The sequence below is a fragment of the Duganella sp. CT11-25 genome (genome assembly GCF_047302815.1).
In the GTDB taxonomy this organism is placed as follows: domain Bacteria; phylum Pseudomonadota; class Gammaproteobacteria; order Burkholderiales; family Burkholderiaceae_D; genus Rugamonas.
In genome coordinates this window covers 7269996-7285712 of sequence record NZ_JBKBFD010000001.1, presented here as the reverse complement: position 1 = coordinate 7285712, position 15717 = coordinate 7269996, and the positions used below count along the sequence as shown (strand labels likewise).

15 protein-coding genes are annotated in these 15717 nt (G+C 67.1%); 9 read left to right on the top strand and 6 right to left on the bottom strand.

The features are described 5' to 3' along the window. Positions 1 to 13: 13 nt before the first annotated feature. The 3 genes from ACEN9F_RS31925 to ACEN9F_RS31915 all read right to left on the bottom strand — a co-directional run bounded on the left by ACEN9F_RS31925 (position 14) and on the right by ACEN9F_RS31915 (position 2170). On the bottom strand, positions 14 to 403 hold the full coding sequence (locus tag ACEN9F_RS31925; RefSeq protein ID WP_413426889.1) for a hypothetical protein: 390 nt from the start codon (positions 401 to 403) through the stop codon (positions 14 to 16). 32 nt (positions 404 to 435) lie between these two features. After that, positions 436 to 675 carry a DUF6566 family protein gene (locus tag ACEN9F_RS31920; RefSeq protein ID WP_413426887.1) on the bottom strand — a complete coding sequence of 80 codons (240 nt, stop codon included), beginning with the start codon at positions 673 to 675 and terminating at the stop codon, positions 436 to 438. 64 nt (positions 676 to 739) lie between these two features. Beyond that, on the bottom strand, positions 740 to 2170 hold the full coding sequence (locus tag ACEN9F_RS31915) for a M20/M25/M40 family metallo-hydrolase (RefSeq protein ID WP_413426885.1): 1431 nt from the start codon (positions 2168 to 2170) through the stop codon (positions 740 to 742). 136 nt (positions 2171 to 2306) lie between these two features. On the opposite strand from ACEN9F_RS31915, the gene ACEN9F_RS31910 reads away from it, so the two are divergent. Next, the gene (locus tag ACEN9F_RS31910; RefSeq protein WP_413426883.1) at positions 2307 to 2837 is read left to right on the top strand and encodes a GNAT family N-acetyltransferase; all 531 of its coding nucleotides are present in this window, start codon (positions 2307 to 2309) and stop codon (positions 2835 to 2837) included. A 152-nt stretch (positions 2838 to 2989) separates the two neighbouring features. After that, positions 2990 to 3418, top strand: coding sequence for a glycine zipper domain-containing protein (locus ACEN9F_RS31905; RefSeq protein ID WP_413426882.1), 429 nt, complete (start codon positions 2990 to 2992; stop codon positions 3416 to 3418). 48 nt (positions 3419 to 3466) lie between these two features. Here the strand turns inward: ACEN9F_RS31905 and ACEN9F_RS31900 are convergent, their stop codons facing one another. Continuing rightward, entirely contained in the window at positions 3467 to 3982 is a 516-nt protein-coding gene (locus ACEN9F_RS31900; RefSeq protein ID WP_413426880.1) for a hypothetical protein, read from the bottom strand. A 319-nt stretch (positions 3983 to 4301) separates the two neighbouring features. Between ACEN9F_RS31900 and ACEN9F_RS31895 the strand changes: the two genes are divergently transcribed. The 7 genes from ACEN9F_RS31895 (at position 4302) to ACEN9F_RS31865 (ending at position 14404) form a co-directional block, all read left to right on the top strand. Then, positions 4302 to 5339 (top strand): serine/threonine-protein kinase, encoded by a 1038-nt coding sequence (locus ACEN9F_RS31895; protein ID WP_413426878.1) that lies wholly within the window; start codon positions 4302 to 4304, stop codon positions 5337 to 5339. Positions 5340 to 5350: 11 nt separating this feature from the next. Next, positions 5351 to 7960: an FtsW/RodA/SpoVE family cell cycle protein gene (locus ACEN9F_RS31890; protein WP_413426876.1), complete on the top strand. Its 2610-nt coding sequence runs from the start codon at positions 5351 to 5353 to the stop codon at positions 7958 to 7960. Positions 7961 to 7963: 3 nt separating this feature from the next. Next, positions 7964 to 9565, top strand: a complete 1602-nt coding sequence (locus tag ACEN9F_RS31885; protein WP_413426874.1) for a hypothetical protein — start codon at positions 7964 to 7966, stop codon at positions 9563 to 9565. Between the two features lie 5 nt (positions 9566 to 9570). Continuing rightward, positions 9571 to 10038 carry an SH3 domain-containing protein gene (locus ACEN9F_RS31880; protein WP_413426872.1) on the top strand — a complete coding sequence of 156 codons (468 nt, stop codon included), beginning with the start codon at positions 9571 to 9573 and terminating at the stop codon, positions 10036 to 10038. Between the two features lie 65 nt (positions 10039 to 10103). After that, a complete protein-coding gene (locus ACEN9F_RS31875) occupies positions 10104 to 11114 on the top strand; it encodes a PP2C family protein-serine/threonine phosphatase (RefSeq protein WP_413426870.1) in 1011 nt (336 codons plus the stop codon). A 153-nt stretch (positions 11115 to 11267) separates the two neighbouring features. Further along, positions 11268 to 12755, top strand: coding sequence for an FHA domain-containing protein (locus ACEN9F_RS31870; RefSeq protein ID WP_413426868.1), 1488 nt, complete (start codon positions 11268 to 11270; stop codon positions 12753 to 12755). 80 nt (positions 12756 to 12835) lie between these two features. Continuing rightward, complete coding sequence (locus ACEN9F_RS31865; protein ID WP_413426866.1) at positions 12836 to 14404, top strand: adenylate/guanylate cyclase domain-containing protein; 1569 nt, start codon at positions 12836 to 12838, stop codon at positions 14402 to 14404. Here the strand turns inward: ACEN9F_RS31865 and ACEN9F_RS31860 are convergent. Further along, a complete protein-coding gene (locus tag ACEN9F_RS31860) occupies positions 14401 to 15279 on the bottom strand; it encodes a pirin family protein (protein ID WP_413426864.1) in 879 nt (292 codons plus the stop codon). The two genes, ACEN9F_RS31865 and ACEN9F_RS31860, sit on opposite strands and share 4 nt — an antisense overlap. 16 nt (positions 15280 to 15295) lie before the next feature. Then, entirely contained in the window at positions 15296 to 15694 is a 399-nt protein-coding gene (locus tag ACEN9F_RS31855; RefSeq protein ID WP_413426862.1) for an OsmC family protein, read from the bottom strand. Positions 15695 to 15717 lie beyond the last annotated feature (23 nt).

Genomic DNA, 15717 nt, shown 5'->3' with positions numbered 1-15717 from the left:
AGCTGTCGCGTGATCAGGCGTACTTGCCTTGAGGGGGACGTTCAGGGTGGGCCAGGTCGACCGCGGGAAGGAAATCAGAGTAGAACGGGATGGCGATGGACACCAGCGGCAGCGCCGGTTCGTTCATCGCCAGCGCCGGCACGGGCGCGGCGGCGGCGCAACAGGCCGTGCCGCCGCACTTGACGCCGTGGTGGCTGGCGTTGTGGCCGGACTTGCCGCCCTCGTGCGCCTGCGCCGCCATCATCGCCGCGTGATCGTGCGGGCCGGACGGCATGGCGGTCGGGCCTGACTGCGCCGCCGTCGCCGGAGCGAGGCACAGCAGCATCGCCGCCGAAGCGTATCCCTGGTAAGGGAGCGCCAGCAGCATCAGCCAAACGACGAGGGATCTGAGCAGGACAGTCATGCGGCTATGTTATCACAAGCCGTCCGCCGCGGTCAGGCCAGCCGCACCAGCGGATTGGCGATGATGTTGTCGATCTGGCGGATCGCCTCCTCGCAGGCGGCGGCGATCGCCTCGTCCTCGGTATCGCGCACGAACTGCATGGTCGCGCCCTCGAACACTTCCTGGCCGTCGGCGCCGGCCCGTTCGATATCGCAACTGGCGGTCCACTTGTGGTCGGTAGTCGGCAGCGCGGTCGGGACAATCTCCCAGCCCTTATAGTGAATCTTGTCCATTTCGCTCTCCTAGATTAGCAAACAGACTATCAGAAGTAGCGATCCGACCGCGCACGCCTGCCGGTCAATCCTGCTGGGGTACGCGGCCGATATGCTCTTCCATATTGGCCAGGTACCAGGTCAGCGACGTCATGACAGCGACGTGGCGTTTCAGTTCCAGCGGATTGACCTTGTCCAGCGTATCGGCCGGCGTGTGGTGATAATTGAAATAGCTGCTCGAATCGACCAGCGGCTCGAACACCGGCACGCCGGCGCGCTCCAGCGGGCCGGTGTCGGCGGCGCCGGCGATGTCGTGGCGCTCGAAGATGCCGGCGCCGATCGGCTGCAGCGCCGTTTGCAGCGGCGCGAAGTACTTGACCATCGGCTGCGTCACGCTGCCGATGAAGCCGAACGGACGGCCGCCGCCGCTGTCCGACTCGATCGCGGCGAAGTGCTTGTCCAGCTTGTCCTTGTTGGCGTCAAAGTAGGCCTTGCCGCCACGGGTACCGTTTTCCTCGTTCATCCAGGCGATCACGCGGATGGTGCGGCGCGGCTTCAGGTTCAGCTTCTTCAGCGTCTCGATCACGCCCATCGCGCCGACCACGCCGGTGCCGTCGTCGTTGGCGCCGGTGGCCAGGTCCCAGGAATCGAGGTGGCCGGAGACGATCACCACTTCATCGGCCTTGTCGCTGCCCGGCCAGTCGGCGATGACGTTGAAGCTGTCCGCCTCCGGCAGGTTCTGCGGCGTCAGGGTCAGGTGCATCTTGACCGGGCCGCGCGCCGACAGGCGGCTCATCAGCATAGCGTCTTCCGAGGTGACGGCGGCGGCGGGAATGCGCGCGCCGTCCACCACGCCGGTGGCGCCGGTGTGCGGGATGCGGAAGTTGGCGCCGCCGACCGAGCGCACCAGCGCCGCCGCCGCGCCCATGTCGGCCGCCAGCTTGGGACCGCCGAAGCGGAAGCCCGAACCGCGGCCATAGGCCGGGCCGGCATGGCCGCGATCGGCCATCTCCTGGTCGAAGGCGACGTCGAACAGCACGATGCTGCCCTTGACCTTGTCGCCCTGCGCCTTCAGTTCCTCGAAGCTGCGCACCACGATCACCGGCGCGGTCAGGCCGGCGGCGGGCGTGGCGCCCGAGCCGCCCAGCGCCGTCAGCACGATTTTCTGCGAAATGCCGGCCGGTCGGCCGCTGTAGTCGACCAGTTCCGCCGTCTCCGCGCCGCGCACCCAGTGCGGCACCTTGACCGGCTGCAGCGTGACCTTGGCGCCCAGCTTGCGCATGGCGTCGGCCACCTGCTCCACCGCCGCGGCGGCGCCGGCGGAACCGGACAGGCGCGGGCCCACCAGGTCGGTCAGGTCGGCCAGGCGCTCGTAGGCCCAGTCGTTCTTCATCGCGCTGTCTCGAATCTGGGCCAGCGTGGCGGGATCGTTGGCCGGCGCGGCGCTGGCGCCGGCGCTCAGCAAGGCGCCGGCCAGCAAGGTCAGGGACAGGGGATGTTTGAAGACGGATTTCATGCGATTCCTGTGAAAGAGAGAAGTGGGTAGCGACAGCGACTCAAACGATAACCCATCATGATGAACTTGTCATCCATGTTGATTTGTTATGGCGCTTGCTCTAACATGAAACTTCAACTGCCAGAAGAAAGCGCTTATGCTCAAGGGTCAACTCTGCACCGTGCGCCATCTGCTGACCGCGGACCTGAACACCTTCATCGCCCTGGTCAACGACCTGCCGTCGCGCGGCGATTATTTCTCGACCCATTTCAAGTCGCCGGAAACCATGCGCAAGGAGTTCATGCAGAACAGCTTCGTCACCGACGACAGCGAGCTGTTTGTGATCGAGGACAGCCTGCACCACATTATCGGCGTCATCACCCATTTCAAGTGCCGCACGCCGGTCTCGCGCGAAATCGGCTACCGCCTGTTCGACCCCAAGCTGGCCGGACGCGGATATGTAACCGAAGCTTGCAGGCTGCTGGTTGACTATTTGTTCAACGTCCACCAGTACCACCGGCTGGAGCTGCTGTCGGCGCCGGAGAACGTCGCCTCGGTGCGGGTCGCGCAAAAATGCGGCTTCCGGGCCGAAGGAACGCTGCGCCAGGCCTTCTTCATCAACGGCAAATACCAGGATGTCGAGGTGTTCAGCCTGCTGCGCCCGGAGTGGGAAGCGCAACGTCTCTAAATGTTACAAGCCATTACCGCAGCGGTCCCTTTGTAAGCATGTGTATAAGACATGGCGCTTTTCCCCCGGCGATTTATAGTGGAGTCACTGGCCAACGAATCATTCCGATCCGCGCCGCAGCAAGGGGAATTACCATGTTGAGCAAAAAATTTATGGGTGTAGCGTTACTGGCCGCAGCAGCAGTATCGTCGCCGGTCTTCGCAGGCGACCGTGATTTCAACACGGTCGCCGGTGCTGTGGTCGGCGCAGCCATCGGCAACAGCGCCGGCGGCCGTGACGGCGCCATCGTCGGCGGCCTGGTGGGCGCGGCGGTCGGCAACAGCATCGACACCGGCGACCGCTATCATCGCGGCGGCGGCCGCGGTTATGTAGAGACCCGCGTGTACTCGCAGCCTGCGCCGGTCTACTACGAGCCGGCCCCGGTGTACTACGCGCCGCCTCCACGCTACTACACCCCGCCTCCGCGCGTGGTGTACGTTGAGCCGGCCCGCCCGTACTATCGCGAATATCGCGGTGACCGCTGGGATCGTGGCCACGGCCACGGTTACGGCCATGACCGTCACGATCGCTGGGACCGTTAATTCGTAGATTCTCCAGAAAGCCCCGTTATCGGGGCTTTTTTTTGTTCCTCATGCATTCCCGGGAATGTGCTTCGTCGCACGGCGCTTGCTACCCTCTGCGTCGCCTCCGAACAAGCGCGCTATCGCAGCTTTCCGCGCTGACCGGCAAACATCGGCAAGCAGCCATTGATCACTGCCTGGAAGGCGCAGCCAGATGGCTTTCCATGCATTGCGGTTGCCGCCCCCCTGCAGGTTCGCAAAGCATGACGGCGACAAAGCGTGCTCGCCGTATTTGATTTCCGCGCCTTCCACCACGGCGAAATAGTGCTTTTGGCCGAAGCTCGCGCGCAGCCTGGTTCCTTCTGGCAGAAACAGCTCCTTCCATTGGTATCCCGCCTCGGATGGCGCCGCCGGCTGCTGCCGGGCTGCCGGAGTTGGTTTCATATACGCGCGGATCGCATCGCAGATGAACGGCTCCAGCGAGAGCGAGTCCGACCAGAAATGGCCCGTGAATTCACCGAGCGCTTCCAGCACATCGGAGGGCACGCGGATGGGAAACTGAAGGGGTGGTTGAGGAGTAGGCATGAGGGGCTCCCGAAAAACGGTTTTTTCTAAGCGCTGCTAACTCTTGCGAACACTTACTATAGCGCGCTATCGATTACTAAAATTGCCGTGCCGGACGCTAAATAACACTAAAGTTCAACGGCCTATCGTTAGAGGCAGTTAGTGGGCTTTAGTTCACGGAATAGTGACAACCCGGATGAAATAGCGACGACTATCGCGAGGTAGCATGGAATCGCATATTTTAGTAAAACCCCAAAAAAACACCTCCCTCGCGGGCAGTGAACATAGCGGCAAGAACCTTTTCCCCTCCCTCCGCTAGCACAGGCTGACGGGGGAAATCATGACGACAGCAGACGCAATCATCGCTTTGGAACTGGGCCACTACCGCCTGCGCGAGCAGATCGGCGGATCGGCCTACGGCATCATCTGGCGCGCCAGCGGACCGCACGGCACGCGCGACGTGGCCATCAAGCTCATCAACCAGGAGCAGATGGAGCGCGCGCTGCCGGCCCAGCGCGAACGCTGGACCCAAAGCGCCAATAACGAAATCGCCTTCCTGCAATCGCTGGAGCCGTGGGACGAGCGCCATATCGTGCGCCTGCTCGACAGCGGCTGGCACGAGGGCCTGCCGGTGCTGGCGCTGGAACTGATGGGCGCGGACCTGGGCAAGCACATGGCCGCGCTCAAGGGCCGCGACGAGGAAGTGCCGCTGCCGCAGGCGCTGGGCTGGATCGCCCAGATCAACCAGGCGCTGGCCAAGGTGCACCAATACGGTTGGCGTTACTTGGACCTGAAGCCGGCCAACGTGCTGCTCGACCAGCACCTGAACACCGTCAAACTGGCTGATTTCGGCACCAATCGCCATCTGGGCAGCCTTCAAGCACACTCGTATGCCGGCACCGCCAACTGGCAGGCGCCGGAACAGTTCTTCCCCGCCGACGGCGGCGGCTACGCCACCGGCGCCCGCAGCGACTACTTTTCGCTGGGCGCGATGCTCTATTTCCTCGTCACAGGCGGCCTGCCGCTGCGCTTTTGCAGCGACTGCGGCCAGGCCTACCGCGAACATCATGTGGCAGGCGCCGACCTGCTGCGCCGCACGCACGGCGGCGCCATTCCCGCCGCGCTGCATGCGGAAGAGGAAGCACGCTTCGCAGCGGCGATTCCCGCCGCCATGCGCGACGCCGCGCTGGAGCTGCTGCGCGCGCTGCTGCATATCGATCCCGCCAAGCGTCCGCGCCACGCGATCCAGATCAGCCGCATGCTCAATGCGATACAGGGCGTGAAGCCGGAGCGCGGCGTATTCAACGCCGCCGATCCAGTCCACGGCATGCGCCGCCCAACCGCCGCCAACGGCTGGCATACCATCCAGGGGGCATGATGCCGATCTCCATGACACGCACGCCATCGTCGAGCGCCCCGCAGCGCGACCTGCCCCGCACCTCGCCGGGCAGCCGGCGGCGCGCCAGCCGTCCGGCCGTCGGCGCTGCGGGCGCGCTGCTCGCCGGCGCCACGCTGTCGCTGGTCCGCGCCGCCGCGCGCAACATCGGCCTTGCCGTCACCCTCGCCTTGCTGGCCGCACTGTGCGGCTTGCAGGCGCTGGCCCTGCTGCGCGCTCCGGCCATGTGGCTGCCCTCCGCCGTCACCGTGCAACTCGCGGCCGGCGAGAGCATCACACTGGGGCAGCGCGAACTGGCCGCGCCGCAGGCCGACCGCAATCACTTATCGCTGCGCCGCGATGCGCAAGGCGCCTGGATGCTGCGTAATCTCAGCGCGGGCAAGCAGGTCGTGCTGCAGCGCGGCTCGACCGAGCAGCACATAGGCAGCGTGCCTTTGCAAGACCAGCAGCGCTTCCAGATCGATGGCGCATTGTTCGACCTGCGCTCCGCTGATGCACGCACCGCGACATTCACGCGCGACGGCCACGAATGGCGCTACGACGGCGCCGTGCTCTACCGCGACGGCCACGCGCAAGCCAACTGTCCGGAATCCCATCTGGCGGCCAAAGCACTGACGCTGTGGAACCGCGCGATGCCGCTGGCGCTGACGATTGCGCGTCCGCTGACCTTCGGCGGCAACCTGTATTGCGACAATCGCCTCGGCCTGGCGCAAGTGACGCCTGGCGCCGCGCAGCTGGCGCGCGTGGATCGCCGCTTGCAGCTTTCAGCCGGCAGTCCCGATGGCGACCGCGCCGCCGTACTGGTGGGAGCCGCCTCCGGCCAGACCGATTTACGCAAACAGGAAGCATCGCTGGCCGGCGTGACCGCGATCCAGGTCGGCCGCACGCGCTTCCAGGTTGCCGCCAACGGCGACCAGCTGACGCTCAATCCCGGCCGCCACGTCAAGCTGTTCAACGAACCTGAGCTGAAGCTGCCGGCGCAAGTCAGCTGGCAATGGCAGCAGCGCGACCTGTGGCAGGCCGGCCACGCCAACGCCATCTGGATGGGCATTGCGGCCTGCCTGGCGGGCATCGCCGTCTGCGCGGCATGCACGCTCGTCGGCCGCGGCGGCGCGACAAGCCGGCCGACTAGCCGGCATGCCGCGCAGGCGATGCGCTCGGCGACGATCCCGGCGCGGGCGACTGGTGCGGCACGCGCGGCGGCGCCCACCGCGACACCGTGGGCCGGCCGCATCGCCGGCGGCGGCGCGCTGTTCGCCACGGCCAGCCTGCTGGCGACCGGCGTCATCGCCCTGATCTCGCAGCGCGCCGGCTATCCTCCCAGCGCCGCCTGCTCGCTGCTGCTGGGCGCCAGCGCGCTGCTGCTGTGGCTCGCCCTGCCCGGCCGCCTGACATTGCTGACCTCCGCCGCCGTCGTCCTGCTGGCGGCAGGCCTGCTGAGCCAATTGGAGCTCGGCCTCGGCGCGCAGGAATCCTCCTGGCTGCGCTACTACCAGAAAAGCGCCGCCATGCTGGCCATCGGCGCGGGCCTTGGCGGCCTGCTGCGCCAGTGGGCGCAACGACAAGCCGCGCAAGGCGCGCCGCTCCGCCAGCGCAGCATCGAATGGATACTCGCCCTGTTCGCCGCAATCGCCCTGGCCGCGCTGGCCGCCCAGGTCCTGTGGGGCGATGAAACCGGCGTCTTCGACCTGCAGCCGGTCGAACTGGCCAAGCTGGCCCTGACCGCACTCACCGCCCACTGCCTCGCGCTGCGCTTCGGCTGGCTGAATGGGCCACAGCGCGGCCCGCAGCGCCTGGCCGAACACGGCGCGCGCTGGCTGCAGTTGATCGCCCCGGCCCTGCTGTTCCTCGCGCTGCTCGGCCTCGCGCTGGTGCAGGTCGACGACTTCTCGCCGCTGATCCTGCTGCTGATCTGGAGCACCGGCATGGCCTTCGCCTACGCCACCGCCGCCGGCAACCGGCTGCTGGCCGCCGCCCTGATCGCCTGCACGCTGCTGGCCGCAGGCGCCATCGTCTATCTGCGCATGGTCGGCACCGACGATCTGATACGCTGGGGCTTCTACGCCGACCGTTTCCTGGTCTGGCTCAATCCCGCCGAGCATCCGCACACCGGCCAGCAACTGCTGCTGGGCGCACGCGCCATCGGCGAAGGCGGCTGGCTTGGCGCCGACCACTGGCTCGGACTGCGCTCGCTGGGCCAGGCCGCCGGCGGCGTGATGCAGATCCCCGCCGTGCAGGACGACTTCGCCGCCTCCTTCTTCCTCAACCGCCACGGCCTGGCGGGCGGCCTGCTGCTGTGGCTTGCGCAGGCGGCCTTCCTGACCGGCATCGTGCTGGCCGCGCTGCGCGCCTACAAGGCCGGCGCCGCCGCGCGCGACTTCCGACACGCCTGGTCCGGCCGCTTCCGCTATTTCGCCCTGTGCGGCGGCGGCGCCTTCGTGCTCGGCCACTTCCTGCTGTCATGGGGCACCAACCTGGCGATCTTCCCCATCATGGGCCAGCCGATGAGTTTCCTGTCCGCCGGCGGCAGCCACTTGCTGTTTTTCCTTTGCCCCCTGCTAGCGTTTAGTGCGATCAGCGCGCCATCTTTAGAAGGAGAATGAACCATGCCGATCTATGTCCAACACGAGGTCCTGGGCCGCATCCAGGACGTGTTCAATGCCGAAGCGATCTGGCAGGCGCCCGGCCTGGCGCTGTTCTCGCGCCGCCCGCTGCTGCGCGACCTGCTGGAACGCAGCCCGCGCGAACACAAGGGCCGCGCCGCCACCCGCTGCTTCTCCCACGTGACGCTGATGCTGCCGCAGGAAGAAGTCGACGACGACTACCACCTCACGCGCGGCGCCCGCGCCCGCGACCTGGCGCAGACGCTGACCGCATTGCATCAAAAGGATTTCGGCGACCTGCTGGGCGGCGACCAGGTGCGCTACGACGTGATCGGCACGTCGTCGCTGGCGCCGGGCGAGATCGAGGTCAAGTTCGGCCACGCGGTCTACCTGCCGGCGCCGGATGAAAAAATCCTCTACAACGTCAGCGTCTCGCGCGACAGCGCGATCTGGCATCCGGTCTGCCCGATCTATCCGAACCAGCGCCTGGCGCTGATCGGCGGCGAAGGCGGCGAGGCCAGTTTCGCCGCCAGCGGCTGGCCGTTCGGGCCCGAAGGCGCGATCCTGGTCATCAACGACGGCCCCGATGCGCAGCCGGTGGTGCAGATGCGGCCCAAGGACGCCTTCGATTGCCGCTACGATCCGCGCAGCGGCTACTACACCATCAAATCGCTGCGCGAGGCGCCGGGAGGCAGCCCGCGCTTGCTGCTGAAGATCGCCCGTACCGCCGCCATGCCGGCCATGCGCCACATGGCGGCCAGCGTCGCACCGCCGTCGGCGCCGCCCGAGGCCGCTTCAAACACCAGGCCAGCCGGCACCCCGCACGCAGCATCGGCCAAGCCGGCCGTGTGGCAAAGCCGCGCCGGCGGCGCACCGATCGACCTGACCGCCGTGCCGGTGGCGGCCAGCCACAAACCCGCCAACCAGCTCGGCGAAAGCGACGCCACGTATGCGCCGGTTTCGCAGCAGCGCGTCAGCCTGGTGGCGCTGGCCCTGCCGCGCCTGAGCCGCTATCGCGACACCGGCGCCCAGGCGCTGGAGCTGCCGTTCGACCGCGCGCTGGCCTTGTCCGCCGATACCGATACCCTTCAGCCGGTCATCAGCTTCGTCGTCGATGCCGCCGATGAGCTGTATGCCTGCACCGCCGAGGGCCGCCAGCGCATCAAGGCCCCCGCCACCTTCACGCCGGTCGACTCGCGGGCGATCCGCCTGCTGCCGGCCGCGCCCGAGATGGCGGACCGCTACCGCGCCATGCTCTGCCTGGCGCACCCCATCGCGGCCGGCGTAGCCAGCGGCGCGCGCTTCACCTTCGGCCGCAATGCGCCGATGCTGGCCGCATTGCGCCTGCTCGATTCGCCGCGCTACCTCAAGCGCGCCAACGGCGCCAGCGCCGCCAGCGCGGACCGCATCGGCCTGTCGCGCAACGCTTTCAGCTTTGAAGCGACCGCCAAGGGCTATAAGATCGGCCGCCTGAGCGCCACGCAGGCGCTGTACCACCTGGATGAAAAAATGGACTTCGTCGCCTGCATCGCCGACGAATCCTACCTGCTGCCCAACGGCCACCACCTGGTCGCCGGCCACTACGTGCTGCGCTTCGACGCCTGAGCACCATGGAAACCGTCCAACTCTACCCCGCCCTCGCGTTCACGGCGGGGCTGGCGATCACCTTGTTCCTGGCCGCCTACCTGACGCCGCGCAGCTGGTGGCGCCGCCCGAACGCGCGCGCGCTGCTGATCATGGTGGTCGGCGCCTGGGGGCTGGGCAGCCTGATCCTGTACGCGGCCCACGGCGCGCACGCTGCCGCGGCCGTGCCCGCGCGGGCGGCAGCAGCCGAGCCGCCCGTCATCGCAGCCGAAGCCGCGCCGATCGCCGGCAAGCCATTCCAGGTCCATCGCGACCTGAACCTGCGCGTCACCGCCGGCGTCGACTCGCCGCGCCTGGTCACCGTGCCGGCCGGCGCCACCGTCACGCCCACCGGCATGCGCAGCGGCGACTGGTGGCAGATCAAGGCCAGCGTGGCCGGCCGCGACAACACCGGCTGGGTCAGCAGCCTGTGGCTGCGCCGGAGCGGCGAATGACGCAAACCCTGTCCATTTCGGCTAAGCTGTGGCCTTTCGCATCCCGCGCCCCGGCGCCCGCCACGATGACACGCATTACCGACATGCTGAACTTCGGCCCAGGCCTCGACGTCGCCGCCCGCAGCAGCGCCAGCATCAGCAAGCTGCAGGTGCCGGAGAACCAGGACAACCTGCTCATCATCGACGCCGACGGCCGCGCCGTGCTGCTGCGCGACCAGGCCGCGCAAACCACCGTGCTGCAAGGCTGGCCGCGAGGCCATGTGCGGCTGGCGGTCCTCGACGGCATGGGCGGGCACGGCCACGGACGCCAGGCCGCCGAAGCCGTCGCCGCCGGCCTGCTGCGCATTCCGGCGTGCGCCACGCTCGATGAGCTGGGCGTCCGCCTCGACCAGCTGCACAGCGAACTGCAAGCCCGCTTCAGCCAGCCCGGCGACGAGGACAGCTTCCGCCGTCCCGGCACCACGCTCACGCTGCTGGAAATCCCACACGGCCAGGAGCCGATGCTGTACCACGCGGGCGACTCGCGCCTGTACGAAATCACCGCGCAAGCCGCGCAGCCGCTGACGGTGGACCACGTGCCCGCCACCTCCTTCGCCATGCACGGCCTGCTCGGCGAGCAGGAATGGTGGCAGCAGGTGCACGGCGAGCACCGCGCGCAGATCTCGCAGGCCTACATCCTCGGCAACGCCTTCCTCAATCCACAGGTGCTGGAGAACCGCCTGCTGCCGCTGGACGCATCCAACCTGCCGCCGTTCCTGCACCACCTGGCCGACCGCCGCGCCCTGACGGTGCGCGCCGACGCCACCTACCTGCTGGCCACGGACGGCTTCTGGTCCTGCGCCCGCCCGCGGCTGTGGACGGCACGCTGGCCCGCGCTGCTGGCCCAGCCCGGCCATTCCGCCGGCGCCGCCCTCGACGCCTTGTTCAACGACTACGCCGACCATCCGCCGCCCGAGCTCCACATCGACAACCTGAGCGCGATCGTGCTGCGCTTCGTCCCCGCCAATCGCCCTCAACCGTCGGGAAATGTTGACGAAACAGCATTGCCGACAGCATCAATTCCGTCGCATTTTTGATACCCGCACGACGCGGCGCAAAAATACGCACTTTGCATGCGCCTTTCATTGCCAAAAAGAGTGGAAACCGCATAAACTGACGAGTATTCCATCGGTCGGTATGCCATGAAAAAATGCAGTAATGCCCAGCACCCGCATTGCACTTACTGGGTCATGGCTGGAGAACAAGCTTGCGAAGGCGGTCACGCCCAAGCAGAGCCGTCCAGCTTTGACCTGCTGAATGCACTGCGCAGTTCCCGTTCCGGCGCGTCCGGCACGATGCTGGATGCCGCCCCTGCCGACCCGGCGCTCCCCACGCCGGCCAGCTACGCCCGCCCCCTGCAGCGCGCCCAATCCGAACGTCCGCAGCTGCACATCAGCGGCTTCGACCCGCGCGCCGCCGGCGGCCGCCAGACCCTGAAGATGGAACTGCGCGGCATGCCGGAAGCCTGCGCGCCGCAACTGGCGCTGCAACTGCAATCGGACCTGATCCCCAACGGCGCCTCGCGCCAGCACTTCGTGCGCGCCACCAGCGGCGAATGGCGTCCGGTGTTCGTCGAGTTTTCCTCGCGCGGCAAAGAGCATGGCCAGTACCAGATCAGCATCGAGTTGCTGAGCAGCCATGCCGGCATGGCCTCGCGCAAATGGGTCTGCACCTTCGTCATCCTGGTGCCGCGGCTGGACGCGACGCTGACCGAAATCCACCGCATCTTCCTCAGCACCCACAAGAACGTGCGCGTGATGGCGGACGACGCCTCGATCGCCCGCGTCAGCGCGCAAGGCGGCGAGAGCCTGGATATCGACGTCACCGCCCGCAACGCCGGCATCGCCCACCTGGACCTGAACGCGCCGGCCGGCAAGGTGGACATGGGCTTCACCACCATCGCGTGGGACGAAGACCTGATCGAAATCGACATGCCGCTGGCCGCCGCCATGCACCCGCATCCAAGCCGCGCGGCCTCGCTGGTCAACGCCGCGCCGGAAGCGGGCGCGCAGCGCCAGATCCGCCTGTTCGCGATGGCCGAATGCGTGCTGGGGCGCTTTGAGCTGGTCGATCCCGAATCGGACGTGCTGCTCACCCATTACAGCGCCGACGGCCAGGAAACCAACGGCCTGACGCGCCGCCTGTCGGGACGCCACGCGGTGATACGACGCAGCGGCCAGGGCTTTGAAATTGAAGACGTGTCGCGCTACGGCATCCTGCTGGACGGCGTCTGGCCCGGCAAGCACAAGCCGACCGCGCTGCGCCTCGGCATGCGCATCGAGTTCAGCGCCAGCATCAAGGGCATCGTGGCGCTGTCGGTATCGGCCATCATGCCGCACGGCGTGATCCTGCACCGCGTCGACCAGGGCGCCAACGCCGAATGCTTCTACCTGCTGGCGCCGGAAACCCATCCCGGCTATCCGGTCAAGTCGTTCGCCGCCGCGCCGCACGCGGCCGCGCTGCCGCTGCTGCTGCACCGCGACGGCGGCTTCTGGCACCTCGACCAGCTGACCGGCAAGGAAACCGCGCTGGCGCCGACCGTCCCGCTGGATAAGCTGAGCCGCATCCCGCGCCACAACCGCTTCGCCAGCGATCCGTATCCCGAGCACTGGATCATCCGCACCGGCGCCACCGACCTGCACAGCACCGTGGCGGCGAACGCGCTGTTCACCGCCTGAATAAATCCACCGCCGCCTGCTGCACGCCGTCACAGCGCGTGCTACTATCCGCCCGCCGTTAAACCACATCGGGCCTCGCCGTGCGCGCTCCAAAAAACCTGAACACCCGCCGCTGGGAGCGCATCTCGCTCGCCGCCTTGATCCTGCTGCTGGCGGGCCTGCCGCTGGCGGTCTGGATGGACATGCAGAATATCGCCGCCGCGCGCCTGCGCAGCCAGGCCGGCGACCTCAATTCCATGATCTCCAGCATCCGCGGCTACTACGGCAGCGCCGTGGTCGGGCGCATCCTGGAAAACCACGGCAAGGACACCCAGGTCATCCACAACTACGAAACCGTGCCCGGCGCGGTGCCGATTCCGGCCACGCTGTCGCTGGAGCTGGGCCGCGTGATCTCGGACAAGCAGTCCAACGTCAGCTACCGTTTTGTGTCCGACTATCCGTTCCGCGGCCGCGCTCCGCACGTGCTGGACGCGTTCGAGAAGCATTCGCTGGCCTCGCTGCGCGCCAGCCCGGACCAGCCGCCCATCGTCCTGGCATCCAGCGCCGGCACCGCCACGCGGGTACGCCTGATCGCGCCGGTGCTGATGAGTGCATCTTGCGTCGCCTGCCACAACAGCCATCCGGACAGCATCAGGAAGGCTTGGAAGATCGGCGATGTGCGCGGCCTGCAGGAAGTCGAGATCCAGGACGAGGTGAGCACCAGCATCTGGTCCTTCAAGTACAGCCTCGCCTACTTCCTGCTGGCGGCGGCGACGGGACTGGGCTTCATCCTACTGCAGCGGCGCCAGAACGCGCTGATACGCGGCATGAACGAGGAACTGGCCGGCGCCAACGACTTTCTCGCTTCGGTGTCGATGAAGATCTCGCACTACCTGTCGCCGCAGATCTACAAGAGCATCTTCAGCGGCGAGATGGACGTGGCGCTGCACACGCAACGCAAGAAGCTGACCATCTTCTTCTCCGATATCAAGGATTTCACCGAGCTGACCGAATCGCTGCAACCGGAAGCGCTGACGGAGCTGATCAACGAATATTTCACGGCCATGTCGGCCATCGCGATTCGCCATGGCGGCACGATCGACAAATTCATCGGCGACGCCATCCTGGTGTTCTTCGGCGATCCCGAATCAAAGGGCGCGGCCGAGGATGCGCGCAACTGCCTGCGCATGGCGAACGACATGCAGCACGCACTGGCGCAGTTGAACGTCCGCTGGCGCAAGATGGGGGTGGAAGCGCCGTTTCGGGTGCGCATGGGCGTCAACACCGGTTTTTGCAATGTCGGGAATTTCGGCAGCATCGACCGCATGGACTACACGATACTGGGCGCGGAAGCCAACCTGGCGGCGCGCCTGCAATCGATCGCCCCGGCCGGCGGCATCGTGGTCAGCTACGAAACCTATGCGCTGGTGCGCGACATGGTGGCGGGACATGCGCTGGCGCCGGTCAGCATGAAAGGCATCGCGCGCGAAGTGGTGCCGTACGAGATCGACGGCCTGCTGGATGGCGACGGCAACACGCTGCAGGTGTTCAGCGAACACGGCGACGGCCTGGACCTGTACCTCGACCTGGGCCGCATCGATGCGCACGCCGCGCGCAACCTGCGCGGCGTGCTGCACCAAGCCATCAACGCCCTGGAAGAAAAAACCTAGGCGGGCTTTTTGACCGGCAGCGGTATCCACTCGGTTTCGCCGGGCACCTTGTCGAAACGCTGCGCCTCCCAATCCTCGCCCGCCTTGACGATGCGCTCCTTGCTCGACGAGACGAAGTTCCACGACATATAGCGGTGGCCGTCCAGCGCCTCGCCGCCGATCAGCACGAAATGCGCTTCCGACCCGGCCTTGACCAGCTGCGTGCCGCCGGTGTCGAGCAGCGCCATATTGTGCAGCGCCAGCGGCGCGCCGTCGATTTCCAGCTCGCCGCTGATCGGATAGATCGCCGCCTCGGCCGGCAGGTCGCTCAGCGACAGCTCGTGGCCGGCCTTCAGCTTCACGTCCAGGTACAGCGTCTGGCTGTAGGTCGCCACCGGCGAGGTCTTGCCGAACGCCGATCCGACCAGCACGCGCACGGTCGCGCCGTCCACGTCCAGCTCGGGGATGTCGGCGGCGGCGGTATGGCAGAAGCCCGGCGCGTCCTCCTCATGCGCCACCGGCAGCGCCGCCCACAGCTGCAGGCCGTGCGTGCGGTGCGGCACGCCGACCAGATCCTTGGGCGTGCGCTCGGAGTGCACGATGCCGCGGCCGGCCGTCATCCAGTTGATCGCGCCGGGTTCGATGCGCTGGAAGGTGCCGATGCTGTCGCGGTGATCCATCGCGCCTTCGAACAGATAGGTCACGGTGGCCAGGCCGATGTGCGGATGCGGGCGTACGTCGTGGTCGGCGTCGACCGGCACGTCGACCGGGCCGAAATGGTCGAAGAAGATAAACGGCCCGACCGCCTGCTTGACGGCGGACGGCAGGTAGCGGCGCACGACGAAGCCGCCGCCCAGGTCCTTTTCGTGGCCCTTCAACAGATTCGAGATGGTCATGATCGTCTCCCCGCCCTTACGCCAGCACGGTCGTGACTTCGGTGGTCACGGACGTCATCAGCTTGTGGATCGGGCACTTCTGCGCGGCCGACAGCAGCTCGGCGCGCTGGGTCTCGCTCAGGTTGCCGGTCAGGTGCAGCGTCGCGGCCAGGCGGTAGGTGCCCTGGCGCTCTTCGCTGGCGTCGCGTTCCATGCTCACTTCGACGTGTTCCAGCGGGATGTTCTTGCGCTTGGCGTACCACACCACGGTCAGCGCCTTGCAGGCGCTCAGGGCGGCGTCGTACAGGTCGTGCGGCGACGGGCCGGCATCGTTGCCGCCCTCTTCCACCGAACCGTCGGTCGAGATGATGTGGTTGCGCACATGGACGATATGGCGCATCGGCAGGGATTGGTCACGCAGGGCTTTGATAGTCATTCGGTGTTCCTTGTGAGCGTAGA

Excerpts from the sequence above, each read along its gene's own strand:
- ACEN9F_RS31890 (WP_413426876.1), top strand. The coding sequence starts at position 5,351 with ATGACACGCACGCCATCGTCGAGCGCCCCGCAGCGCGACCTGCCCCGC.
- ACEN9F_RS31860 (WP_413426864.1), bottom strand. The coding sequence starts at position 15,279 with ATGACCATCTCGAATCTGTTGAAGGGCCACGAAAAGGACCTGGGCGGC.
- ACEN9F_RS31910 (WP_413426883.1), top strand. The coding sequence starts at position 2,307 with ATGCTCAAGGGTCAACTCTGCACCGTGCGCCATCTGCTGACCGCGGAC.
- ACEN9F_RS31880 (WP_413426872.1), top strand. The coding sequence starts at position 9,571 with ATGGAAACCGTCCAACTCTACCCCGCCCTCGCGTTCACGGCGGGGCTG.
- ACEN9F_RS31900 (WP_413426880.1), bottom strand. The coding sequence starts at position 3,982 with ATGCCTACTCCTCAACCACCCCTTCAGTTTCCCATCCGCGTGCCCTCC.
- ACEN9F_RS31905 (WP_413426882.1), top strand. The coding sequence starts at position 2,990 with ATGGGTGTAGCGTTACTGGCCGCAGCAGCAGTATCGTCGCCGGTCTTC.
- ACEN9F_RS31920 (WP_413426887.1), bottom strand. The coding sequence starts at position 675 with ATGGACAAGATTCACTATAAGGGCTGGGAGATTGTCCCGACCGCGCTG.
- ACEN9F_RS31875 (WP_413426870.1), top strand. The coding sequence starts at position 10,104 with ATGACACGCATTACCGACATGCTGAACTTCGGCCCAGGCCTCGACGTC.
- ACEN9F_RS31885 (WP_413426874.1), top strand. The coding sequence starts at position 7,964 with ATGCCGATCTATGTCCAACACGAGGTCCTGGGCCGCATCCAGGACGTG.
- ACEN9F_RS31870 (WP_413426868.1), top strand. The coding sequence starts at position 11,268 with ATGGCTGGAGAACAAGCTTGCGAAGGCGGTCACGCCCAAGCAGAGCCG.
- ACEN9F_RS31925 (WP_413426889.1), bottom strand. The coding sequence starts at position 403 with ATGACTGTCCTGCTCAGATCCCTCGTCGTTTGGCTGATGCTGCTGGCG.
- ACEN9F_RS31895 (WP_413426878.1), top strand. The coding sequence starts at position 4,302 with ATGACGACAGCAGACGCAATCATCGCTTTGGAACTGGGCCACTACCGC.
- ACEN9F_RS31915 (WP_413426885.1), bottom strand. The coding sequence starts at position 2,170 with ATGAAATCCGTCTTCAAACATCCCCTGTCCCTGACCTTGCTGGCCGGC.
- ACEN9F_RS31855 (WP_413426862.1), bottom strand. The coding sequence starts at position 15,694 with ATGACTATCAAAGCCCTGCGTGACCAATCCCTGCCGATGCGCCATATC.